26 protein-coding genes and 1 pseudogene are annotated in these 21,114 nt (G+C 60.2%); 17 read left to right on the top strand and 10 right to left on the bottom strand.

Annotated features, from left to right (window positions below; translation table 11 throughout):
- Positions 1-277: 277 nt before the first annotated feature.
- The 7 genes from BI364_RS14145 (at position 278) to BI364_RS14115 (ending at position 5,150) form a co-directional block, all read left to right on the top strand.
- A complete protein-coding gene (locus BI364_RS14145; protein WP_070079298.1) occupies positions 278-823 on the top strand; it encodes a MarR family winged helix-turn-helix transcriptional regulator in 546 nt (181 codons plus the stop codon).
- A complete protein-coding gene (ectA, locus tag BI364_RS14140) occupies positions 820-1,350 on the top strand; it encodes a diaminobutyrate acetyltransferase (protein WP_070079297.1) in 531 nt (176 codons plus the stop codon). The genes BI364_RS14145 and ectA overlap by 4 nt, the downstream gene beginning before the upstream one ends.
- The gene (ectB, locus tag BI364_RS14135; RefSeq protein ID WP_070079296.1) at positions 1,347-2,627 is read left to right on the top strand and encodes a diaminobutyrate--2-oxoglutarate transaminase; all 1,281 of its coding nucleotides are present in this window, start codon (positions 1,347-1,349) and stop codon (positions 2,625-2,627) included. The genes ectA and ectB overlap by 4 nt, the downstream gene beginning before the upstream one ends.
- A 27-nt stretch (positions 2,628-2,654) precedes the next feature.
- Positions 2,655-3,062 (top strand): ectoine synthase, encoded by a 408-nt coding sequence (locus BI364_RS14130; RefSeq protein WP_070079295.1) that lies wholly within the window; start codon positions 2,655-2,657, stop codon positions 3,060-3,062.
- Between the two features lie 156 nt (positions 3,063-3,218).
- A complete protein-coding gene (locus BI364_RS14125; RefSeq protein ID WP_070079294.1) occupies positions 3,219-3,599 on the top strand; it encodes a DoxX family protein in 381 nt (126 codons plus the stop codon).
- A 9-nt stretch (positions 3,600-3,608) separates the two neighbouring features.
- Entirely contained in the window at positions 3,609-4,592 is a 984-nt protein-coding gene (locus BI364_RS14120; RefSeq protein ID WP_070079293.1) for a glutathione S-transferase family protein, read from the top strand.
- 132 nt (positions 4,593-4,724) lie between these two features.
- Positions 4,725-5,150, top strand: coding sequence for a rhodanese-like domain-containing protein (locus BI364_RS14115; protein ID WP_070079292.1), 426 nt, complete (start codon positions 4,725-4,727; stop codon positions 5,148-5,150).
- Between the two features lie 10 nt (positions 5,151-5,160).
- Here BI364_RS14115 and BI364_RS14110 read toward each other — a convergent pair whose 3' ends face one another.
- The 3 genes from BI364_RS14110 to BI364_RS14100 are packed head-to-tail and all read right to left on the bottom strand — an operon-like array spanning position 5,161 to position 6,949.
- Complete coding sequence (locus BI364_RS14110) at positions 5,161-5,724, bottom strand: mechanosensitive ion channel domain-containing protein (protein ID WP_070079291.1); 564 nt, start codon at positions 5,722-5,724, stop codon at positions 5,161-5,163.
- Between the two features lie 14 nt (positions 5,725-5,738).
- Entirely contained in the window at positions 5,739-6,149 is a 411-nt protein-coding gene (gene msrB, locus BI364_RS14105; protein ID WP_070079290.1) for a peptide-methionine (R)-S-oxide reductase MsrB, read from the bottom strand.
- On the bottom strand, positions 6,146-6,949 hold the full coding sequence (locus tag BI364_RS14100; protein ID WP_070079289.1) for an inositol monophosphatase family protein: 804 nt from the start codon (positions 6,947-6,949) through the stop codon (positions 6,146-6,148). Before BI364_RS14100 ends, msrB begins: the two co-directional genes overlap by 4 nt.
- Before the next feature lie 87 nt (positions 6,950-7,036).
- Here BI364_RS14100 and BI364_RS14095 point away from each other — a divergent pair, with 87 nt between their 5' ends.
- On the top strand, positions 7,037-7,420 hold the full coding sequence (locus BI364_RS14095; protein WP_070079288.1) for a DUF3301 domain-containing protein: 384 nt from the start codon (positions 7,037-7,039) through the stop codon (positions 7,418-7,420).
- A complete protein-coding gene (locus BI364_RS14090) occupies positions 7,401-9,362 on the top strand; it encodes a cation:proton antiporter (protein WP_070079287.1) in 1,962 nt (653 codons plus the stop codon). Before BI364_RS14095 ends, BI364_RS14090 begins: the two co-directional genes overlap by 20 nt.
- 9 nt (positions 9,363-9,371) lie before the next feature.
- Here BI364_RS14090 and BI364_RS14085 read toward each other — a convergent pair whose 3' ends face one another.
- Entirely contained in the window at positions 9,372-10,115 is a 744-nt protein-coding gene (locus BI364_RS14085) for a ferredoxin--NADP reductase (protein ID WP_070080092.1), read from the bottom strand.
- A gap of 169 nt (positions 10,116-10,284) precedes the next feature.
- Here BI364_RS14085 and BI364_RS14080 point away from each other — a divergent pair, with 169 nt between their 5' ends.
- The 5 genes from BI364_RS14080 to BI364_RS14055 all read left to right on the top strand — a co-directional run bounded on the left by BI364_RS14080 (position 10,285) and on the right by BI364_RS14055 (position 14,735).
- The gene (locus tag BI364_RS14080; RefSeq protein ID WP_070079286.1) at positions 10,285-11,118 is read left to right on the top strand and encodes an undecaprenyl-diphosphate phosphatase; all 834 of its coding nucleotides are present in this window, start codon (positions 10,285-10,287) and stop codon (positions 11,116-11,118) included.
- A 271-nt stretch (positions 11,119-11,389) separates the two neighbouring features.
- Positions 11,390-12,697, top strand: coding sequence for an ammonium transporter (locus BI364_RS14075; protein ID WP_070079285.1), 1,308 nt, complete (start codon positions 11,390-11,392; stop codon positions 12,695-12,697).
- Positions 12,698-12,802: 105 nt separating this feature from the next.
- Positions 12,803-13,054, top strand: coding sequence for a hypothetical protein (locus BI364_RS14070; protein WP_070079284.1), 252 nt, complete (start codon positions 12,803-12,805; stop codon positions 13,052-13,054).
- Positions 13,055-13,098: 44 nt separating this feature from the next.
- Positions 13,099-14,225 (top strand): IS3 family transposase gene (locus BI364_RS14060; RefSeq protein WP_233279523.1). Its coding sequence is split into 2 segments (ribosomal slippage): positions 13,099-13,360 and positions 13,360-14,225, totalling 1,128 coding nucleotides; the frame shifts between segments, so codons are not numbered across the junction.
- Positions 14,226-14,342: 117 nt separating this feature from the next.
- Positions 14,343-14,735: a hypothetical protein gene (locus BI364_RS14055; RefSeq protein ID WP_156782774.1), complete on the top strand. Its 393-nt coding sequence runs from the start codon at positions 14,343-14,345 to the stop codon at positions 14,733-14,735.
- Here the strand turns inward: BI364_RS14055 and nth are convergent.
- From nth to rsxB, 3 genes and pseudogenes are all read right to left on the bottom strand, one after another.
- Positions 14,732-15,397: an endonuclease III gene (gene nth / locus BI364_RS14050; RefSeq protein ID WP_070079282.1), complete on the bottom strand. Its 666-nt coding sequence runs from the start codon at positions 15,395-15,397 to the stop codon at positions 14,732-14,734. The two genes, BI364_RS14055 and nth, sit on opposite strands and share 4 nt — an antisense overlap.
- A gap of 59 nt (positions 15,398-15,456) precedes the next feature.
- Positions 15,457-15,894 carry a hypothetical protein gene (locus BI364_RS14045; RefSeq protein ID WP_070079281.1) on the bottom strand — a complete coding sequence of 146 codons (438 nt, stop codon included), beginning with the start codon at positions 15,892-15,894 and terminating at the stop codon, positions 15,457-15,459.
- 503 nt (positions 15,895-16,397) lie between these two features.
- Positions 16,398-16,955: pseudogene (rsxB, locus tag BI364_RS14040) on the bottom strand (electron transport complex subunit RsxB); the annotation flags it as partial.
- A 307-nt stretch (positions 16,956-17,262) separates the two neighbouring features.
- On the opposite strand from rsxB, the gene BI364_RS18445 reads away from it, so the two are divergent.
- The 3 genes from BI364_RS18445 to BI364_RS14020 all read left to right on the top strand — a co-directional run bounded on the left by BI364_RS18445 (position 17,263) and on the right by BI364_RS14020 (position 19,081).
- Positions 17,263-17,544, top strand: a complete 282-nt coding sequence (locus BI364_RS18445; protein WP_070079278.1) for a LysE family translocator — start codon at positions 17,263-17,265, stop codon at positions 17,542-17,544.
- An 87-nt stretch (positions 17,545-17,631) separates the two neighbouring features.
- Positions 17,632-18,174, top strand: coding sequence for a DinB family protein (locus tag BI364_RS14025; RefSeq protein WP_070079277.1), 543 nt, complete (start codon positions 17,632-17,634; stop codon positions 18,172-18,174).
- Positions 18,175-18,253: 79 nt separating this feature from the next.
- Positions 18,254-19,081, top strand: coding sequence for a GGDEF domain-containing protein (locus BI364_RS14020; protein WP_070079276.1), 828 nt, complete (start codon positions 18,254-18,256; stop codon positions 19,079-19,081).
- On the opposite strand, the gene mtnC is transcribed toward BI364_RS14020, so the two are convergent.
- The 3 genes from mtnC to BI364_RS14005 are packed head-to-tail and all read right to left on the bottom strand — an operon-like array spanning position 19,042 to position 20,908.
- A complete protein-coding gene (mtnC, locus tag BI364_RS14015; protein WP_070079275.1) occupies positions 19,042-19,752 on the bottom strand; it encodes an acireductone synthase in 711 nt (236 codons plus the stop codon). The genes BI364_RS14020 and mtnC overlap by 40 nt on opposite strands.
- A 4-nt stretch (positions 19,753-19,756) precedes the next feature.
- On the bottom strand, positions 19,757-20,299 hold the full coding sequence (locus tag BI364_RS14010) for a 1,2-dihydroxy-3-keto-5-methylthiopentene dioxygenase (RefSeq protein ID WP_070079274.1): 543 nt from the start codon (positions 20,297-20,299) through the stop codon (positions 19,757-19,759).
- 9 nt (positions 20,300-20,308) lie between these two features.
- Positions 20,309-20,908, bottom strand: a complete 600-nt coding sequence (locus tag BI364_RS14005) for a methylthioribulose 1-phosphate dehydratase (protein WP_070079273.1) — start codon at positions 20,906-20,908, stop codon at positions 20,309-20,311.
- Positions 20,909-21,114 lie beyond the last annotated feature (206 nt).

Here is a 21,114-nt window from a genome sequence, read left to right as displayed (position 1 = left end):
CCCAAAATCCCTGAGCGATTCTCGGTAAGCGCCATTTCCGCTCACGAGTCTGACGCGAGAGGCCTGGGTGCGTTTCCGTACGTCATCCCATCGTCATATCAATCGTGAACAAATTAAATCTCATGGCCTCTGTTATCACTTTTTTCGGCGTTTCGGACGCTATGCGCACTGAAATCGTGCATTTTTGTGATAATTAATGCCTATTGCGCCCGTTATTTGGGCGTTGTGAGTCGATCTGACTTGAGAAAATGAATCGTACACAATATAATTGCTGCGCATGAATGAACTGAATCAAGGTATTAGTGACGAAATCATGGTGGCCCTGAGGCGCATTATGCGGGCGGTCGACATCCATTCCCGCCGGCTGGCGCACACTCATGGATTGACCGGCCCGCAGGCGATGGTACTCAAGGCGTTGATCGCAGCCGGTGAGCTTACGGTCGGCGATTTGGCAAGGCAGGTCACACTGGGTCAGGCCACTACCACGGAAATTGTGCAGCGCCTGGAGCGTCACGGCCTCGTCGCCAAGCACCGATCGACCACGGACAAACGCAGGGTCTACGTCAGTCCTACCGAAGAGGCGATCGAAATCTTTCGCCATGCGCCCCCGTTGTTGCAGGAGCGCTTTGCCGCGCGCCTGGACACTCTGGCCGATTGGGAGCGCACCCTGTTGCTGTCCTCACTGCAACGCATCGCCAGCCTGATGGATGCCGATGACATCGATGCGGCGCCGCTGCTGACCAGCGGGCCGATCACGGACACGGGACTGGCATCGCCACGCAGGCAGTCGACCGAAACCGATTCCAACGGAGTTAATGTATGAAAATTCGTAAACCAAAAGTTAGCGATGGCCGACGCATCTGGCGTCTGGTCCGCGACTCGCGGGTATTGGATGTGAATTCGGCCTATTGTTACCTATTGCAGTGCCGCGATTATGCGGATACCGGCGCGGTAGCCGAGGATGGCGACGGCATCATTGGCTTTGTGACCGGATATAGACCACCGGAACGCCCGGACGTGTGGTTCGTTTGGCAGATCGGCGTCGCAGCGCGTGCACGGGGGCAGGGCTTGGCCAAGCGACTACTGCGCGATGTCCTGGCCAGACACGACGATTTGAGCCAGATTGAAGCGACTATTGAATCAGGCAATCAGGCCTCACGCGCGCTATTCGGCTCGCTTGCCCGCGAGTTGGGCGCGCCGCTGTGGGAGACCGATGGTTTCGAGGCGGATCTGTTCCCGGACGGTCATGAACCAGAGCCGCGTATCCACATCGGTCCGATCACTTCGCCCTATCGCGAGCATGCGTTCGCGGGACCCACCCTGAACCGACTCAGTGAGGTAAGGCAATGATGGAAATATTCGAAACCCTGGAATCCGAGGTCCGCGGCTATATTCGCAACTTTCCGGTGGTTTTCGACCGCGCGGAAGGCGCGAACATGTACGACGTCGACGGCCGCCGATATGTGGATTTCTTCAGCGGCGCGGGCGCACTCAACTATGGCCATAATCACCCGGCACTCAAGGCCAAGTTGATTGATTACATCGAACGTAACGGTATTACCCACGGTCTCGATCTGGCCACGCGCGCCAAGGCTGAATTCCTCGAACGCTTTCGCGACGTGATCTTGGAGCCTCGCGGCATGGATTACCGTGTGCAGTTCCCCGGGCCGACCGGGACCAATTCAGTGGAGGCGGCGCTTAAGCTGGCGCGTAAGGTTACCGGGCGTGAGAAGATCATTTCGTTCACCAATGCCTTCCATGGCATGACCCTGGGTGCCTTGTCTGTGACCGGAAACGCCTTCAAGCGGGGTGGTGCCGGCGTCGCCCTGACGCTGAGCGACACCATGCCGTACAGCGGCTACTTCGGCGAGGATACCGATACCATTGAATACATGGATCGTTTCCTCAGCGATAACGGCAGCGGCGTCGACTTGCCGGCCGCAGTCATCGTGGAAACCGTGCAGGCCGAGGGTGGCATTAATGTCGCCGAGCCGGAGTGGCTGCGCAGCCTAGAGGCGGTGTGCCGTCGTTACGACATGCTGCTCATCGTCGATGACATTCAGGCCGGTTGCGGTCGCATGGGCAGTTTCTTCAGCTTCGAGGAAGCCGGAATCCGACCGGATATCGTCTGCCTGTCGAAATCGATCAGTGGCTATGGCCTGCCGATGGCGCTCACCCTGATTCGTCCGCAGCACGATCTTTGGGATGCCGGCGAGCACAACGGCACGTTCCGTGGCAACAATCCGGCCTTCGTCACAGCGACTGCGGCGTTAGCGTTTTGGGAGACGGGCGAGTTCGAGTCGCACATCGCAGCGCGTGCCAAAATCTTGCGCAATGCACTGGACACATTGGCTGCGGCCTACCCGGACGCATTTTCCGAGGTGCGTGGGCGCGGCATGATGCAGGGGCTTGTATGCACCCGCAAGGATCTTGCCAAGGAGATTTCGCAGGCGGCCTTCAAGCGCGGTCTGATTCATGAAACCGCGGGGCCGGATGACGATGTCGCCAAATTCATGCCCCCGTTGACTATCGAGAAAGCCGAGCTTGATGCCGGCACCGAGCTGCTGCGCACGGCCGTGCGCGACGTGCTCGGCGCGCCGCAGGTCGTACTCGACGAAGCCGTCTGAAATTTACCGATACAGGAGCTCTTCAGCATGATTGTCAAACACGTCAGCGACGTGCGCGGTACCTCCAAGTCCGTGCGCACGGACACCTTCGAGAGCAACCGGCTGCTGGTGCGCGCCGACCGTGTCGGCTTCTCGCTGAACCACACGGTACTGTTCGCCGGCAGCGTGACGCACATCTGGTACAAGCACCATATCGAGGCGGTGTACTGCATCTCCGGCGAGGCAGAGATCGAAACCTTGGCGGATGGCAAGCGCTACAAGATAGCCCCTGGCACCCTCTATACCCTGGATGGTCATGAAGAGCATAACCTGCACGCGATCAGTGATTTCGAGTGTTTGTGCGTCTTCAATCCCCCGCTGACTGGACATGAAGTCCACGACGCCGACGGCGTTTATCCGCTGCTGGATGACGGGGATGAGGCGCTGGCCTCCTAAGTAGCCCTGGTCCGTACGGTCGGCGTTGCACCCTAAACGTGCAAAATTCCTGAGCGAGTTACTCAGAAATTTCCTGCGCTGGGTTGTCCAGCCTGTCATACCCTAGTGAGGTCGGTCGCGCACGAGGCGTGACCCCCATCATCATAGGAGTCTGACATGCGTAACCTTGCCATGCTCGCCGGACGCGTCCTGCTGGCGCAGATATTTGTCATCGCCGGTATCGACAAGATTTTGGCCTACCACGGTACTGCGCAATATATGGCGGCACATGGCGTGCCGGCAGTGCTTTTGCCACTGGTGATCCTGCTTGAGGTTGGCGGTGGTGCTGCCTTGGTATTCGGTTGGCAGACGCGTTGGGTCGCCCTGGCCCTATCCGTATTCAGTGTCGTTACCGCGATCATTTTCCACCACGATATCGCCAATGGGATGCAGAAAATTTTGCTGATGGGCGATTTGTCGTTTGCTGGCGGTCTGTTGGTAGTCGCCGCGGTCGGCGCCGGGCGCATCAGCCTTGATGGCTTGGCCAAGCGCGACTGAGGAGATGAAATGAGTCTGTTGATCAAGGGTAAAATCCAAGGCGACTGGATGTCACACGAAACCGAAAGTGGTGAATTCGTGCGTAAGGATTCCCAGTTTCGCAACTGGGTGACCGCGGACGGCCAACCTGGGCCGACCGGCGAAGGTGGTTTCCCTGCCGAAGCAGATCGCTACCATCTGTATGTTTCGCTCGCCTGTCCCTGGGCGCACCGAACGCTGATTTTCCGCCTGCTCAAAGGGCTCGAGTCGGTGATTTCGTATTCAGTGGTACATCCCTACATGGGACCCGAGGGTTGGTCCTTCGAGCGTTATCCGGGCTCAGACGGCGATGCCTTGTACGGTGCGGCCTACCTGTATGAGTTGTACAGTCGTGCCCAATCGGACTACAGCGGCATCGTGACCGTGCCGGTCCTCTGGGACAAGCAGCGCCAGACCATCGTCAACAACGAGTCCTCCGAGATTATTCGGATGCTTAACGAGTCCTTCACCGCCTTTGCGAAACCGGGGCCGGATTTGTATCCGATACCGTTACGCGAGGTGATCGACGAGGTCAACGCCGAGGTATACGAGCGCGTCAACAACGGGGTCTACCGAGCGGGTTTTGCTGAGACTCAAGCGGCCTACGAGCAGGCCTTCGGCGACTTGTTCTCGACACTGGACCGTCTGGAGGCGCGTTTACGAGGGCAGGATTGGCTGGCGGGCGACTCGGTCACAGAGGCGGATTGGCGGCTCTTCACCACCCTGGTGCGCTTCGACGCGGTCTATTACGTACATTTCAAGTGCAATCGCCAGCGCATTGCTGATTACCCAGAGCTGTGGGATTACACGCGTGCGCTCTATCAAGTGCCGGGTGTCGCCGGGACGGTGAACATGGATCAGATCAAGCGACATTATTACACCAGTCACCCGGAGCTGAATCCGCGCGGGTTGATACCGCGCGGGCCAGTCATCGACTTCACCGCGCCGACCCGGCGTTCTGTGCTGGGCACCTGAAGGTTGCTCGACCATTGCCGCCCGTGTAAACGGGCGATGACATCACGGGGGCGTTCATTTATATTTCGTATCCATGAATACAATTAATGTATGGGTGGCCCTTGAGGCGGCTCGGATGGAAGGTGGGTTCTCATGAGCGACGAGATGTTGGGTGCGCTTAACCCGACCGAGGCTAGCCGGTTGCTGCAGGAAGAGCCGCAGACCTTATTGGTCGATATCCGCTCGACCATGGAATATCTGATGATTGGGCACCCGGTCGGCGCAGTACACATCGCGTGGCTAGATGAGCCCGACTGGACACCTAATCCTCGCTTTGTCGCACAGTTGCGCGAGCTGATGCTCGGCGGGAGCCGGTGTGTGGATGGCGACTGCCCAGCCGTAGTGCTGATCTGTCGTAGCGGGCGCCGTTCTCTGGAGGCGGGACAGGCGCTGCTGGAGGCTGGGTTTGCGCGAATTTTCCATGTTGAGGGTGGCTTTGAAGGCCCGTTGGATGCTCAACATCATCGCAGCACGCTGGCAGGTTGGCGTTTTGAGGGTTTGCCTTGGGAGCAGTGTTAGCTGGGCGCGATTACTTGCCTTCGCTTTCCCAGCGTTCCAATGCAGCCTTGTGTCCATCGTTCGGGGCTCGGCGAATCACACGCTGGAAAAATAGATTGTTCGGGACCATGAGGGTGCTGCCGTCTTCCTCCCGGATCTCTGTAAACATCAGGTTGCGGTCGATCGCGCGTCCCTTCAGCCCATCGGGTAGCAACTCGATGCGTTCACCCAGCTCATAGGGCCGCCAGATCCAAATGAACAGGCTGGCGGTGATGTTGCTGACCATGGTCCAGACCGCCAGCAAACCAACCCCGAGTACTGCCAGCGTACTGGCGATGATGGCCCACAGCCCGTCGACGTTGATACCCATGAAGCGCAGCACAACGAGCGCGAGCACGGTCCACAGCAGGCCGGCGCCAAGTCGCTGCAGGAATAGGGCGGTGTCGATGGACATGGGCGTGTGCCGTCGCAGGCGGGCAAGCGCACGGCCGAGCCAACGTTGCAGCAGGATAATGGCGAGCGCGCCGCCGAGCAGCAGGCCAAGAGGGGGTAACAGGTGTTGCAGACCGCCGAGCCATTGCTGGAATGTACCCATGGATTGTCTCCAGGTCAGATTGAGTCGTCGGCTTCAAAATCGAGCGATGCGGAGTTGATGCAATAGCGCAAGCCGGTGGGCGGCGGGCCATCAGGGAAGACATGGCCGAGGTGGGCGTCGCAACGGGTGCAGCGGGCCTCGATCCGGCGCATGCCGTGACTGTGATCCTCGATCGTGCGGACAGCCGCTTCGTCGGTCGGTTGCCAGTAGCTTGGCCAGCCGCTGCCGGAATCGAATTTCTCGCCGCTGCGGAACAGTGCCTCGCCACAGCAGACGCATCGGTAGAGCCCCGGTTCATGATGGTCCCAGTAGCAGCCGGTAAATGCCGGTTCGGTGCCGCCCTCGCGGGCCACGCGGAATTGCTCGGGACTGAGGCGGTCGCGCCAGTCGACGTCTTTGGCGGGAATGCTTGGCTTGTCGTTCATTTAGGCGCCCTCCCGGGAACGGATAGTGTGTTCAGCAATGACTCGAACAGAGTGACGTTGCGGGTGGCGATGACAGAGCGCGGTCCTGTCTCCGCCCGGAACACCGTTTCGCCCTCCAGGGTAAGCGCCTGCCCGCCGGCTTCAGCCAGAATCAGGCTACCGGCCGCGAGGTCCCAAAGACGCATACCGCCGTGCAGATAAAAATCGCCACGGCCCGCGGCGAGCCAGCACCACTCCAGTGCGCAGCTGCCGAGGTTGCGTTGTGAGTGGTAGGGCGGTTCGCGCACCAGCCGTTCGGCAAGTGACTTGGACAGGCGCTTGAAGTCGACGATACCGACCGCGCGTGCAAGTTCGCTGGTCTCGGCACGGGGTTCGAGCGGCTGGCCGTCGAGACAGGCGCCACCGCCACGTACGGCGCTGAAGCATTCTCCCCGTTCCGGATCGTAAATTACCCCGAGGGCGGGTTGTCCCTCGACCAGTAGCGCAAGCGACACGCTGTAAAGTGGCAGGCCGGCGGCGAAATTGCTGGTGCCGTCGAGGGGGTCCAGGCACCACAGCGGGCGCCCCGAGGCGAGGCATTCTGCCTGTGCGTCCGGAGACATTTCCTCGCTGAGGAAGTCAATCTGCGGCCAGTCGCGGGCGAGAGCGATGCGCAGGGCGCGATCCATGGCCAGATCGGCCTCGGTGAGTAGACTTCCATCGGTCTTGCGTTCGGCGACGACACGTCGGAATCGTGGCGTCAGTTCGGTCCGCGCGGTGCGGATGACCAAGTCCGTGAGGTATTGAATGTCGGGTGGCATTATCGTTTTCGGACAAATCGTCAGGCATCACACTTTGCCACATCCGCCACTCCGTTGCGTATCCTCACTGGGGTACACTCGTTTCCCATGAGTATATTGCTGCTGGGGATTCTGGGCGCATTGGTGTGGTGGTGGCTGGCTTCGCTGCGTGCCCGCGAGGCCGCGCTCAAGGCCTGCCGGCGGGCCTGCGCGCGTGAGCAGGTGCAATTGCTCGACGAGACGGTCGCAGTCCGTCGTCTGGGCCTAGCCAGAGATTCGAGCGGCAGGGTACGCGTACGCCGCAGCTATGGATTCGAATTCAGCGTGGATGGACATGATCGCCGTCAGGGCGAGGCGATCTGCCTGGGACAATCACCGGAACTGGTCAGGGCAGACTGGCCTCGGGATGCCGAAGCAGAACCGGCGTCCGAGGCGCCGCTGCCAGGCCGCGTCATACCGTTTAGGGGGCGGGATGGAACACCACGCCATTGAGGGGGTATTGATCCTGCTGGCTTGCTCGGTGCTGGGCGTATCGATATTCAGACGTCTACACCTGCCGCCGGTACTGGGATACTTATTCGTCGGTATCGTCATCGGCCCGCACGCCATCGGTTTGTTGCAAGACAGCGACCTGATCCATCTGCTCGCCGAGATCGGGGTGGTGTTTCTACTGTTTACCATCGGGCTTGAGTTCTCCATCGGGCATTTTCTGACGATGCGGCGCATCGTGCTGGGTCTGGGTGGCGCGCAGGTGTTGCTCTCGACTTTGGCTGGGGCATTGATTGCTTGGCTGTCGGGCGTGCATTGGGCCGGTGCACTGGTCGCGGGCGGGGCGCTTGCCATGTCGTCGACCGCTATCGTGGTCAAGCAGCTCAATGAACAGCTGGAGATTCATTCGCGGCACGGCAGGCTGGCGCTCGGCGTACTGCTTTTTCAGGATTTGGCGGTAGTGCCCTTTCTGGTGGCCATCCCGATTTTGGCCGGCGGGGCATTGGACGGTTTGTGGCTGTCGCTCGGTATCGCCCTGCTCAAGGGTGTACTCGCGCTCGCGATCATGCTCGCGGCGGGACGCTGGCTGCTGCGGCCGCTGTTTCATGTGATTGCCGCCGCTCGTTCCACGGAGCTGTTCACCTTGACGGTCCTGCTGGTGACGCTGACAGCGGCCTGGTTGACCTATTTGTTGGGGCTTTCGCTGGCGATGGGTGCCTTCCTCGCCGGCATGATGCTCAGCGAGACCGAATACAAGCATCAGATCGAGACTGACATCCGCTCCTTCCGCGATGTGCTGATGGGCGTGTTTTTCATCAGCATCGGTCTACAGCTGAACCTACATACCCTGTCATCGGTTTGGCCGCTGGTGCTCTTGATGCTGGTCGGCTTGGTGCTGGGCAAGGGCTTACTGGTGATGCTCCTGACCCGCTGGCTCGGATACGAAAATGGCGTGGCCCTGCGTACGGGGCTTGCGCTGGCGCAGGGCGGCGAATTCGGTTTCGCCCTGTTGGCGTTGGCGCTCAACCGCCATCTGCTTTCGCCTACCGACAGTCAGGCAATTCTCGCCACGATCATCCTCAGCATGCTGCTGGCGCCACCGTTGCTGCGCTACAACGGGCGTATTGCCAAGGCGCTGTTCGCGCGTTCCTATCTGAAGGGTCGCTATACCGAGACCCGGCATCTCGGCTGGGCCGCGCGGGAACTCGGCGAGCACGTCATTATCTGCGGTTTCGGTCGTATCGGTCAGAATTTGGCGCGCTTTCTGCGAGCGGACGGGATCGACTACGTGGCTCTGGATCTGGACCCGTATCTGATCCGCGACGCCTGGGAGGCGGGCGAGCACGTGTTCTACGGTGACAGCACCCACGGGGAAATCCTGCGTGCTGCGGGTTTGGCGCGTGCTCGGGCCATGGTCATTACCTTCGACGATGCGCATACCGCCGAACGCATCATCGAGGCGACACGCAAGCGGCGGGGTGATCTACCCATCCTGGTGCGTACTCGCGATGAGGCCGATCTCGAACGACTCGAACACGCGGGGGCGACGCAGGTCGTGCCCGAAACGCTCGAATCGAGCATGCTGCTTGCGCGTGTATTGCTGCAGCGCTTGGATATTCCCGACGATGTGATCAACGAGCGCATCGAACAAGAGCGTGCGGATCATTACCGCAGTCTGCGTGGCCTGTTCGCGGGCGAGGCAGAGGCTTTGCGCGATCGCCTGCACAGCGTCACGGTGCATCCCGAGGGTAAGGCCGTCGGCAGTACGCTCGCGGCGCTGGAGCTGGGCGCGGTCGGCATCCGGGTGGAGGCGATCCGTAGAGGTGGTATCCGCGGCGAGCATCCGGACGATGGCATGTGTCTGGAGGCGGGAGACGTACTGATACTGCGTGGGGGGCAGGATGCGCTCAAACGGATCGAGCCGCTGTTCCACGGCCCCAACTGAGTCAGCGACCTACCAGTATTTTTCGGTTGTGATATGGCCGGGTTCGCGCCGGCGGTTGCGCCGCAGACCGCGTGCGTTGAGTGCCGTGCTGGTGTCGCGGATCATGTCCATGTTGCCGCAGATCATTACCTGTGCGCTATCCGGATCGAAACGCAGACCTGCGCGGGCCTCCAGGCGGCCGTCTTCGATGGCTTGCGGGATGCGACCCTCAAGGGCATCCGGGAGAGATTCGCGACTGACGAAAGGGATGTAGTCGAAATGTCCGGGGTGGGCGGTTTTGATGGCAGCGATTTCATCGCGGTAGCTCAGTTCCTGTGCCTGGCGCACGGCATGGATCAGGCGGATATTGTCGAAGCGTCGCCAGGCCGCTTCGGTCTTGAGCAGGCAAATGAAGACGCCTAGACCCGTGCCGCTGGAGATCATCCATAGATTCTCTGCATCTGGGACTTCGTCGAGTGTGAAAAAGCCCGAGGCCGTGCGCGCTACCCAGATTGAGTCGCCGACGCCAACGGATAACAGCGCCGTGGTCAACGGGCCGTTTTCGACGGTGTTGTAGTAGATTTCCAGATAGGGCGCGTCCGGCGTATTCACGCAGGAATAGGGACGAGCGATCCGCTCTCCATCGATATCGAGCGCGACGCGAGCGAATTGGCCGGGTTTGAAGGTATCCATGGGCGCGTCAATGCGCAGCGTGAACAGCTTGTCGGTCCATTGCCGTTTCTCGATGACGCGGCCTTCCAACCAGTGGTCCATGAGCATTTCCTGATGTTGTCTCGGGCAGGGCCACACTATGCTGTTGGTCGAGCAAAGCTTCAAGCCTCTAAGTCGCGGCTGCAGACTTACGAAACGGTCACCCGTAGTGCTTTGCCAGCGCCCAAGCCTTCGCTAGACTGGCGACCCGCTTATCAGCCGAGAGATGTCCATGACCGAGCCTTCCAGCCTGCACCTTTTTCTCATGGCTATCCTGCAAGGCGTGACCGAGTTGTTCCCAATCAGCAGCCTCGGCCATAGCGTGCTGGTGCCGGGCATGCTGCATTGGCCAATCGATCGCGATGCGCCCTGGTTCTTGCCCTTTATCGTGGTCCTGCATCTGGGTACGGCTTCGGCGTTGTTGATCTATTTTTGGCGAGACTGGTGGCGTTTGTTCAACGGTTTGTGGCGCGCGCGCGGTGGTGCCAGTAATGCCGAAGCCCGCCTGTTTTGGATGTTGGTCACGGGCACGATTCCCGCAGGTTTGATCGGCTTGGCCCTGCATCATCAAATCAGCCGGCTATTTGGGCTGTTCGAGCTGGCGGCGATTTTTCTGATGATCAATGGCCTCATGTTGTTAATCGGCGATAGCCTTAAGCGCAGGACACCCGATGGTGGCCTGGATAAGCTCACCTGGGGTAAGGCGCTCGTCATTGGTCTCGCGCAATCGATTGCCCTGATTCCGGGGATGTCCCGTTCAGGCGCAACTTTGGTTGCTGGCCTGGGGGCGGGTCTGGACTACGCCGCCTCGGCACGCTTCTCCTTCCTGCTGGCGACCCCGATTATTGCAGCGGCTGGCGTACTGGAAGTGCCAAAACTGCTACATCATGGCGTACCTGGTGGTCTGGTCCATGTCATCGTGCTGGCGGGTTTGCTGGCGGGTGTATGTGCTTGGTTTTCGACTTGGTTTTTGATGCGTTGGTTCAGCGAACATGAAGTCAGTGCCTTACGTCCCTACGCGATTTATTGCATGTTGTTGGGTGCGTTGGCCCTTTGGGTCGGGTGACGCCGCGTTAGGGAATAGCGGTTTTTGCGCGCGACCTGTCGACCATAAGTTCCACTTTAAATAATTTAAATGGATGTATTTTTTTAGTGCGGATTAATTTTTAATGCACTCTTTTTATGTCTATTTTTAATTAGAAAAATCAATTAATTACCTTGCAGGTTAGGACTTGTGAGGGTTTTCTTTTTTGGTATGCAACTTGCCTGCATGAGTGGCGGTTTTCGCGCTGAATCAGTGCGTCGATTCGATCACGAACAGGACAAGGAGCGTAGAGATGGCGGGTCATTGGCTTAATACGGGTGACAATGCGTGGCAGCTTGCAGCTGCCACGATCGTGGGCTTGCAGAGTGTGCCGGGACTGGTGGTGCTGTACGGCGGCATCGTCAAGAAGAAATGGGCGATCAATTCGGCATTCATGGCGCTGTATGCCTTCGCGGCTGTGTTGGTGGCGTGGATATTGTGGGGATACAACATGGGTTTCGGTCCCAAGTTGTGGCCCTTTCTGGGCATGCCGGGTCCTGCGTTAATGGGGCACTATGAGTTGTCCCAGGCCGATATCCCTGCGGCAGGCGCAACGGCTGCCTTCCCTATGGCCACGATGATTTTCTTTCAGTTCGTGTTCGCCGCGATCACGTTGATCATCCTGGCCGGAGCGGTGCTCGGACGAATGAGTTTCAAGGCATGGGTATTGTTCGTGCCGTTGTGGCTTACGTTCTCCTATGTGGTGGGTGCGTTCAGCCTATGGGGCGGCGGTTGGCTTGCGCAGCTGGGCGTCATCGATTATTCCGGCGGGTATGTCATTCATTTGTCGGCGGGTATCGCCGGCTTTGTGGCGGCTGCGATGGTAGGACCACGACTGCAACGCGATCGCGAGAGCTTCCTGCCCAACAATATTCTTCTGGCGCTGGTGGGGGCTGGATTGCTATGGCTGGGCTGGGATGGCTTTAATGGCGGCGACCCTTATTCGGCAAGCGCAGATGCCGGCGTGGCCGTGCTCAACACGAATATTGCGACTGCGGTCAGCCTGCTGACCTGGACGGTCATCGATGTGATGTATTTCAAGAAGCCGTCGGTGATCGGTGCGATACAAGGCATGATTACCGGTTTGGTTGCGATCACGCCGGCGGCCGGGGTGGTCAACGGTTACGGCGCTATTGTAATTGGCCTCGTCTCCGGCAGCGTGCCCTGGTTCACGATGAATATCCTCGGCAAACGCATGCGTATTTTTCATAAAGTGGACGATACCTTGGGTGTCTTCCACACGCACGCAGTCGCCGGTGTGCTGGGTGGTGTGCTGACGGGAGTACTGGCGACCCCGGATTTGTGCAAGGCCTTCGGACTGACGACGCCGGGTGGCTGGCTTTACGGAAACTTCCATCAGGTATTGCTGCAATTACTCGGTGCGGGCTTCATCATCGTACTCAATGTCGTCATGACTTTTGTGTTGCTCAAGATCATTTCCTTCATCACGCCGCTGCGCATGGATGAGGAGAGCTTGCTAATCGGCGACGATGCCGTACACGGCGAGGAAGCTTACGCGTTGTACGGCGAGGGTGATCGCAAGCCTGTCCTGGGTGACTAGCGCGATCTTGCCTGCCCAGCAGCGGCGCCCGGAAATGCTGTGGGCGTCGCTGTTCTCCTCCATTTCCTCCCTGCATTAATCACGGCACTGCATGGAGATTTCGCTATGTTCGGCCTTTCGGGTCGCCTGTTGATTGAGATGGCTGCGCTCACTCTGTTGGGTGGGTTGCGGGGGGCGCGAATCCGTATGCGCGATGAGCGTGAAATGCGCGATTGCGCACTGGCGGCGGCAGCGATGGTTCAAGCCGCCGGCTATGCGCGTGATGGCTTGCCGGATGTGGCGCGCGCTCGCCTTGTAACCGTGATCCTGCGATTGAAAGAACTGGACCCACCTGATTGGACAGTGATTGAACGCTGATAAGTGCTTCCTTCATCATGAGCGAGACGCTCTGGAGAGAAGCGATGAGACGGAAAAGACGAAACCATTCGCCTGAGTTCAAGGCCAAGGTAGCGCTTGCAGCGCTACAGGGTGACCTGACGATGGCTGAGTTGGTCAAGAAGTTCGATGTACATGCCAATCAGATCGCGGACTGGAAGAAGCAGCTGCTGAGCAACGCCTCGGATGTGTTCGGCAAGGGCGCACAGAAGGCTGAACAGTCGGCCGAAACCATTGAGCAGTTGCACGCCAAGATCGGCCAGCTGACGATGGAGAATGATTTTTTAGAACGCGGGCTCGAACGGATTCACGGGCCCAGAGGAAAGCAATGATAGATCGTCAGGATCCGCTGCCGGTAAGGCGGCAATGCGCGTTGCTGGACCTGCCGCGCTCGACGTTCTACCGCGTGGCCAAGCCGGTTACAGACGAGGAACTGGAACTCATGGCGCTGATTGATCGCTGCCACCTGAAGTATCCTTTCTATGGCAGCCGACGCATCCACGACTGGTTGGAAGACCAGGGTCACCGCGTAAACCGCAAGCGGGTTCAGCGCCTGATGCGCACGATGGACCTGAGGGCACAGTACCCGAAGCGCAACCTCAGCTTGGCCAATCAGGCGCACAAGGTCTATCCGTACCTGCTGCGGGATCGGGTTATCGACCGCCCGAACCAGGTCTGGGCGACCGACGTGACCTACATCCCGATGGCGCGGGGCTTTGTGTATCTGGTGGCCATCATGGACTGGCACTCGCGCAAGGTGCTCTCCTGGCGCGTATCGAACACGCTCGATGTGAGCTTCTGCGTCGATGCGCTTGAGGAGGCGATCGAGGCCTACGGCGCCCCGGAGATCTTCAATACCGACCAGGGGAGTCAGTTCACGAGCGAGGCGTTCACCGGCGTTCTCAAGCACCATGGCATCCGCATCAGCATGGATGGCAAGGGTCGGTGGGTCGATAACGTGTTCGTCGAGCGCCTGTGGCGCAGCGTGAAATATGAGGAGGTGTATCTGAAGGCCTACGACAATATCGCCGATGCACGAAGGTCACTGGGGCGATACCTGGCCTTCTACAACGCTGAGAGGCGGCACCAGTCACTGGACCGGCGCACCCCCGACAGCGTGTACTACGAATCCGCCGCCAGACTGGCGGCATAACCCGAGAGAGCACTTAGCGGGCTGTCCAATTTCCCGGGTCCACTTCTGAATGCGGGTTCTGTGGAATATGCATTGGGTGGTCGGGAAACGCTTGACTCTGGCTTGCGGAGTTTTTTGATGCTGGCGGCTCTGGATGTGGCGGACCATACGCAGGCACCGCTACTGGATGCGGTACATCATTATGTACGCTGGGCGCGCCGGCTCCGACGGCACCGACGGCACCGACGAACGCAGGGCGAGCTGTTCGATGAGTTGCGCCGGATCGAGGTATTGGACGTCTCACGACGTTACGTCGCGCTGGTTTTATTCGCACGACATCTGTTGCCGGTGAGCATGAGGCGCGACCCGATCGGGGACGATTCGGCCTTGGTCTGGCTGTATGGCCTGCGAGCGGCGTGGTTGTGGTGCGAGGCTGGCGGCGGGCGTTCGCCCTTCGGTTTCGTGCCGCGCGCGCTGATCGCAGCGGTGCACGCGCTACTGGGTTTGAATACGCTGGATCGGCAGGGCTAGGCGTTCAAGGAACGATTGCGGGTACGGTGCGAGGAGGCACGTCGCTGGGCGTCACAGAGATCGGCGACCGGACAGACCGGACACTTGGGGGCGCGTGCAGTGCAGACGTAACGGCCATGCAGGATCAGCCAGTGATGCGCGTCCTGGCGAAATTCGCGGGGTACCACCTTGAGCAGGCGTCGTTCGACTTCGAGCACGTTCTTGCCCGGCGCGAGGCCGGTGCGGTTGGACACACGGAAAATATGTGTGTCTACGGCGATCGTCGGCTCGCCGAAGGCGGTATTCAGGATCACGTTGGCAGTCTTGCGGCCGACGCCTGGCAGTGCCTCCAGCGCGGCGCGGTCGCGCGGTACTTCGCTGCCGTGGCGCTCGATCAGCAGCCGGCAGGTTTTGATGATGTTTTCGGCCTTGGTGTTGTAGAGGCCGATGGTGCGGATGGATTCTTTGAGACCGTCGAGGCCGAGTTCTAGGATCGTCCGAGGGGTGTTGGCCATGGGAAACAGTCGCGCCGTTGCCTTGTTCACGCCCTTGTCGGTAGCCTGAGCGGACAGCACGACCGCTACCAGCAACTCGAAGGGTGTGGCGTAGTTCAGTTCGGTGGTCGGCGCGGGATTGGCTGCGCGCAGGCGCTCGAAGAGAAGCCGGCGGGTGTCGTTATTCATGGTTTGGAGATGCCCACGCACCCTAATCGGTGTGCGTGGGCTGCTGATTCCCGGAAAGATCAGACGTGGCGGAAATGGCCGACGTCGGGAGCTGGCTCATAGCCGCTTTCCTTGATGCGCGCCTTGAGATCCTTGAGCAACTTGTCATGATCGGCCTCAAGTTTATGCATGGCCTTGTCGTCAAGCTTGGGGAAGACGGTGTTGCGGATGAAGGCACCTAGATCGTCCATGCAACTGGCCCAGTAGCGATCGTTGAGGTGAAAACTGTGCTCGGAATGCTGACCCATGGGGTAATGGTTGAAGCGGCCGCCCATGGTCGCCTTCAGGTCGGCATCCTGCTCGACGAAGGCCTTGGCCCATTCGTACCACCACTTGTAATAGGCCTCTTGCAATCCATAGTTGTACTGTTGCTTTTCGTAGAAGGCGCTGATGGTCATGCGGGGCGCTAGGCCGTAACGGGTGCCTCGGGTGCCTGCGAAAGGGAAGTGGCCGGACATATTCAGGTTCTCCTATGCGTCGATATCGTTATGGGAGCAGTCTGCGCGGTCGTGGCAGCCCGCCACGACACGGATGGCCCGGCGGGCGCCGGACCGGAATAACGTTCGTAGGTCAAAACCGGCCGACGAGGCGCTCATGAGGCGTCCCCATTGGTTCGGTCGATGTTCGAAACGGTTTCTTCAGCCATACGTTCGAATGTCCGCGAGGCGATGCCTCGGCCGGAGAGAAGGCCTTTAGAGAGCATTAAAGTATATCAGAGTTTACCGAATTTCATCCCGCCCCGCGCGATCGGCACGGGTGTTGCTCAGTCTGCGTCCTGTGGCGATGGTTTTGCAGCGGCCTTGATCGCCGCCTTCTTGACCTTGACGCGCTCGATCGCTGCCTGAATCGCGATCTGTCTGGGGTCGCTGGCAGATGGTTGTGGTGCGTCGGCGAGGCGTTTGCGCGCGAGGCGCGCCTCGCGCGCACGTTGCTCGGAGGCCAGCCGGCGCTGGCGGGTGTTGTGGCGTCGCCGCGCGAGGTTGGCGCGCTGCCGGGCCAGCCGGCGCGGGCTTTCGGTGAAGGGCCAGCGCCAGGTGTCTGGTTTGGCTGGTTCCATCTCGATGCAGTCGACCGGGCAGGGCGGTATGCACAGTTCGCATCCGGTGCATTCGGCTGCAATGACCGTGTGCATGCGTTTGGCGGCTCCGACGATGGCGTCCACCGGGCAGGCCTGGATACACAGGGTGCAGCCGATGCAGGCGGTTTCGTCTATCAGGGCCACGGCTCTTGGTTTGTGCCTGCCCCGCGCCAGGTCCAGCGGCATGGGGTCGCGCGTGAGCAGTTTCGCTAGTGAGCGAATCGTACGGTCCCCACCGGGCGGACACTGATTGATTTCCGCCTGGCCAGCGGCGATTGCCTGGGCGTAGGGCATGCAGCCCGGATAGCCGCATTGGCCACACTGTGTCTGTGGCAGCAGTGCATCGATATGCTCGGGCAGGGGTGAGGACGGTGTCTTGCGGCGGCGAATGAGCGCGCCGGCCAACACCGCCAGACCGAGGGCGAGCAAGGTAGCGAGCATCGGAATGATGGGTGTCATGTCGGGCGAAGTCTTGGTCGGCGGTGTCTTCCGGACGGCAGGCAGTATCCGGCAGCCCATCATGCCGGCGCAACCGCTTCGCGGACGATATCATTCACAGCTGACTCGGCAGGGAGGTGGGCGATGAGCGGGCATCTTGGGTGGGTGTTCGTGGCGGCTTCCACCCTGTTGTCTTCCATTCCCGGTCCAACCGCCCTGGCGCTCGTGGGACTTGGCGCCTTGCTGGTGGCCTCGGCTCTGTGGTCCGGGGCGCTCAAGTGGCTCGGCGGCCTATATTGGGTCTTCATCGGTGCAGGCCTTGCCGGCGCGGGATTCGTGGCGCATGTTCGCAAACACCTATCTGGTGACCGCATTCAATCCCAAGGGGATATTGTTTTTTGTTGCATTCCTGCCGCAGTTCGTCAGCCCGGCCGCACCGCCGACACCGCAACTGTGGTTACTTTCCGTCACCTTCGTGATCGTTGCCGCATTCAACGCGATGTTCTATACCCTGTCCGCGGCGAGGATGCGCCGGTGGTTGCGCACGCTGCGTGTACAGGCGCATTTCGGGCGCGTAACCGGCTCGCCATAGGCCGCGATGAGTGGCTGGATGTTGTTAGCGAGTAGCGGCCATTGAGGGGTGCTACTACTCACAATTCGGTAGGGTGTGGAGCGACGCATGGCGAGATTGGAGCAAATTCGGCTGCTGGCCGAGTATAACCGTTTGATGAATACACGCCAGTACGAGGCCTGCGCGCGTCTGACGCCGCAGGAGCTGGCCGCCGAGCGTGGTGCTTTCTTTGGCTCCGTACTCGGCACGCTCAATCATATTCTGGTGGGGGATATCGTCTGGCTGCGGCGTTTTTCGAACCATGACGCCAGCTGCACGGCGCTTGAGGAGATGGCGACGATGCCCGTACCGCAGAAACTCGACGCGATACTCTATCCATCACTCGATGCGCTGACGCCAGTGCGGGCTCGCCTGGATGCCATGCTCATCGACTGGTGTGCGGTGTTGCGCGAGGCTGATCTGGAGTCTGCGCTGGCCTACGAGAATTTCCGTGGAGTGTCGTCCGTCCGCCTGCTGGGCGACCTCCTGCTGCACCAGTTTCTGCACCAGGTACATCACCGTGGGCAGATCACGACGCTGTTGTCGCAGTTCGGAGTGGATTTCGGCGAAACCGACCTGGTTGAGATCATTCCCGTCGTCGTGAGTGCGTGAGTTGTCACGATACGCGGCGTGCGGTGGTTTATAGTTACAGCGTCCGCGGCCTGTCGCGGGCCTAACTGGACAAGGTTGCATGCTGCTGCCAGATGAACGCACGGAGCGGGATGAATACAGTGATGCGGGTGTCCTGAGCGTCAGGCAGGTGGTCCTGCGCATTTCCTTGATTATTATGTTGGTCGAAGCCGCAATCATGGTGATGCTGGCCGTCGCGCCGTTCAAGGTCCATGCGCTGACCGAAACCGTGGTCGACGCAGTGCTCCTGGGGTTGATCTCGATTCCGTGGATCTATTTGTGGGTGGTGCGTCCGTTCATCACCGCCCACGACCACCTGTTGCGTCAGGTCACTCATCTGGCCTATCACGATCCGCTGACGCGCCTGCCCAATCGCCGTTTACTGGCGGATTACCTGGAGCGTGCGCTAGCGGGTTATCGGCGCACGCCTGCCTATGGCGCACTGCTGCTGGTCGATCTGGACGGCTTCAAGAAAATCAACGATACGCTGGGCCATGAGTTTGGAGACATCGTCCTGATCGTCACCGCGCAGCGGCTGCAATCCATGACGCGGCGTGAGGATCTGGTCAGCCGCTTGGGTGGCGACGAATTCGTGGTGTTGCTGCATCGATTGTCTGTGGAGCCGGCGCATGCACGTGCCAAGGCCGAGGAAGCCGCGCGCAAGCTCCTCAAGCTGGCGTGCGAGCCCATCGAGACGCGCGGGCAGGCAGTCGTGATTGGTGTCAGTATCGGCGTGCGCATGCTGGGGCCGGAATCCATCGGTAGCGAGTCGGCCATCCGTGACGCGGACGAAGCCATGTATCGGGTCAAGGCCACCGGTGGCGGCGACGTGGCCGTCCACGAGGGGGATTACAGTGCGGGCACATCGCCGATAGGTAAATCCGCCTGATCCCGCGCAACTTGATCGAAATCGGTGGATTGCGGATGCCCACAGGGCTGCGGGTTGACGCCCTCACGGAGCAGTTGATGCGTTTTCATGCCGGCTTCCCGCGCGGCGTCCAGCTCCGCGCATACATCCGAGAGAAAGAGAATTTCGCCAGGCGGAAGTGTCAAGGCAGCGGCGATGCCTCGATAACTAGCCGTCTCGCGTTTTCCGCCAATGCGGGTATCGAAATAGCCAGTGAACAGATTCGTGAGATTGCCGAAGGCGGTGTGTGCGAACAGCAGTTGCTGCGCCTGCACTGAACCAGAGGAATAGATGTATATCTGCAAGCCGGCCGTGTGCCAGGCACGCAGTTGACGCGCTGCGTCGGCGTAGACGTGCCCGCGTAGCTGCCCGCGGGTATAGCCATCGGCCCAGATCAAACCCTGCAGAGTCTTGAGCGGGGTTGCCTTGCGGTCCTCCTGTATCCAGCCGAGCAGGGTGTCGATGATCGACGGCGTATCCTGCGCGTCGGCCTCTTTGGCAATGGCTTTCAGTAATGCGGCAACCTCGGGATCGTTTTCGTGCTGGCGAACGAAGGCAGGCATCGCCTGTGCCGCATAGGGAAACAGCGTGTCCTTGACGAAGGCGAGGCTGGATGTGGTGCCTTCGATATCGGTGAGAATTGCCCGGATCAAGTGTTCAGGCCTCCAGACGTGGGAAGCGTTCCGCGATGGGGTTTTGGGTAAAGTGGGCGACCCAGCCGTCAGGATTGCCGAACAGTCGGATAGCGATGAAGTGTGGGCGCGGTCCCATGTCGAACCAGTGCGGCGTACCGGCTGGCACGCTAATCAGATCATTTTTTTCGCAGAGCACGCCATAGACCTGTTCGCCGATGTGCAAATAGAACAGCCCGGAACCCTCGACGAAGAAGCGAATTTCGTCTTCGCCGTGAGTGTGTTCGTCGAGGAATTTGGCCCGTAGCATTTCCCGCTGCGGGTGATCCGGCGTCAGGCTGATCACGTCGGCTGAGCGATACCCGCTCTCGGCCATCAGTCGGTCGACGTCGGCGCGATAGGCGGTCAGGGTTTCATCCTGCCCGGCCCCCATCGACAGCGGGGTAGTCGCGCTCCAGCGCTCGAAACGCACGCCGACCTCACCGAGTGCTTCGGCGATGTCATCGAACTCGGTCAGGGTGCGTGTCGGTGTGTCGGCGGCTTGCGGATAGAGACTCAGTCGGCTCATGGCTTGCTCCTAGCGGTTGGCCAGCAGTTCGCATTCGAACAGGAATTCCAGGGCTTCGGCGTGGCGTTCGGCGGCGATGGCATCGCGCCCCCAGGTATACAGACCGTGCCCGCGGATCAGATAGCCTGGTGGGGCTGGATTACGATCAAGCCAGGCGTTAACGCGTGCGCCAAGCCGAGGGATGTCCTGATCGTTGTCAAAGATCGGTAAGGCGACCTCTGCCTCGTGCGTGTCGATACCGTCGAAGGCCTTGAGTAGCTCGTAACCCGAGAGGGTGATGTGCTTGCCGCGCCTGCGCGAGATCACCGTCGCCCGCGGTGAATGAGTGTGCAATACGCAGCCAATCTCCGGCCAGCGCCGGTACAGCGCCAGGTGTAACCCTGCTTCCGCTGAGGGTGTGCCCTCGTCCAGCGGCTGGCCAAGGGTGTCCAGGCGCATGAAGTCCTCTTTGCCGAGATGTCCCTTGTGTCGCCCGGATCGGGTCATCGCGACTTGCCCGTTGTCAAGGCGTGCGGAGAGGTTGCCCGCTGTGGCGGGTACCCAGCCACGGGCATGGAAGTCACGGCCGAGGCTGGCCAGGGTATCGCGTGCGGTTTCGAGGGTGCTCATGATGCGTATTCTACCTCAATGCACCGCAGTTGATGATGCGGGCATTGACTGCTCTCCCGGTTCGGGGTACCCGCGTTCACGCTAATGCGGCGAATAGGATATGGGGACGCTCGAGGTTGCGGCCTGACCCGCGCGATACATTTGGATCGGCTGATGGGTGTCAATCTGTATTTAGAAGAACCGCCCGAAATTTTACCTGCTGGGGC

The sequence above is a fragment of the Acidihalobacter yilgarnensis genome, from assembly GCF_001753245.1.
Taxonomy (GTDB): Bacteria; Pseudomonadota; Gammaproteobacteria; order DSM-5130; family Acidihalobacteraceae; genus Acidihalobacter; species Acidihalobacter yilgarnensis.
Note: the sequence above shows the minus strand (reverse complement) of the source record. Positions and strands in the feature narration are given on the sequence as shown.

Coding starts and splice junctions, on each gene's coding strand:
- BI364_RS14145 (WP_070079298.1), top strand. CDS start 278: ATGAATGAACTGAATCAAGGTATTAGTGACGAAATCATGGTGGCCCTG.
- ectA (WP_070079297.1), top strand. CDS start 820: ATGAAAATTCGTAAACCAAAAGTTAGCGATGGCCGACGCATCTGGCGT.
- ectB (WP_070079296.1), top strand. CDS start 1,347: ATGATGGAAATATTCGAAACCCTGGAATCCGAGGTCCGCGGCTATATT.
- BI364_RS14130 (WP_070079295.1), top strand. CDS start 2,655: ATGATTGTCAAACACGTCAGCGACGTGCGCGGTACCTCCAAGTCCGTG.
- BI364_RS14125 (WP_070079294.1), top strand. CDS start 3,219: ATGCGTAACCTTGCCATGCTCGCCGGACGCGTCCTGCTGGCGCAGATA.
- BI364_RS14120 (WP_070079293.1), top strand. CDS start 3,609: ATGAGTCTGTTGATCAAGGGTAAAATCCAAGGCGACTGGATGTCACAC.
- BI364_RS14115 (WP_070079292.1), top strand. CDS start 4,725: ATGAGCGACGAGATGTTGGGTGCGCTTAACCCGACCGAGGCTAGCCGG.
- BI364_RS14110 (WP_070079291.1), bottom strand. CDS start 5,724: ATGGGTACATTCCAGCAATGGCTCGGCGGTCTGCAACACCTGTTACCC.
- msrB (WP_070079290.1), bottom strand. CDS start 6,149: ATGAACGACAAGCCAAGCATTCCCGCCAAAGACGTCGACTGGCGCGAC.
- BI364_RS14100 (WP_070079289.1), bottom strand. CDS start 6,949: ATGCCACCCGACATTCAATACCTCACGGACTTGGTCATCCGCACCGCG.
- BI364_RS14095 (WP_070079288.1), top strand. CDS start 7,037: ATGAGTATATTGCTGCTGGGGATTCTGGGCGCATTGGTGTGGTGGTGG.
- BI364_RS14090 (WP_070079287.1), top strand. CDS start 7,401: ATGGAACACCACGCCATTGAGGGGGTATTGATCCTGCTGGCTTGCTCG.
- BI364_RS14085 (WP_070080092.1), bottom strand. CDS start 10,115: ATGGACCACTGGTTGGAAGGCCGCGTCATCGAGAAACGGCAATGGACC.
- BI364_RS14080 (WP_070079286.1), top strand. CDS start 10,285: ATGACCGAGCCTTCCAGCCTGCACCTTTTTCTCATGGCTATCCTGCAA.
- BI364_RS14075 (WP_070079285.1), top strand. CDS start 11,390: ATGGCGGGTCATTGGCTTAATACGGGTGACAATGCGTGGCAGCTTGCA.
- BI364_RS14070 (WP_070079284.1), top strand. CDS start 12,803: ATGTTCGGCCTTTCGGGTCGCCTGTTGATTGAGATGGCTGCGCTCACT.
- BI364_RS14055 (WP_156782774.1), top strand. CDS start 14,343: ATGCTGGCGGCTCTGGATGTGGCGGACCATACGCAGGCACCGCTACTG.
- nth (WP_070079282.1), bottom strand. CDS start 15,397: ATGAATAACGACACCCGCCGGCTTCTCTTCGAGCGCCTGCGCGCAGCC.
- BI364_RS14045 (WP_070079281.1), bottom strand. CDS start 15,894: ATGTCCGGCCACTTCCCTTTCGCAGGCACCCGAGGCACCCGTTACGGC.
- BI364_RS14025 (WP_070079277.1), top strand. CDS start 17,632: ATGGCGAGATTGGAGCAAATTCGGCTGCTGGCCGAGTATAACCGTTTG.
- BI364_RS14020 (WP_070079276.1), top strand. CDS start 18,254: ATGCTGCTGCCAGATGAACGCACGGAGCGGGATGAATACAGTGATGCG.
- BI364_RS14010 (WP_070079274.1), bottom strand. CDS start 20,299: ATGAGCCGACTGAGTCTCTATCCGCAAGCCGCCGACACACCGACACGC.
- BI364_RS14005 (WP_070079273.1), bottom strand. CDS start 20,908: ATGAGCACCCTCGAAACCGCACGCGATACCCTGGCCAGCCTCGGCCGT.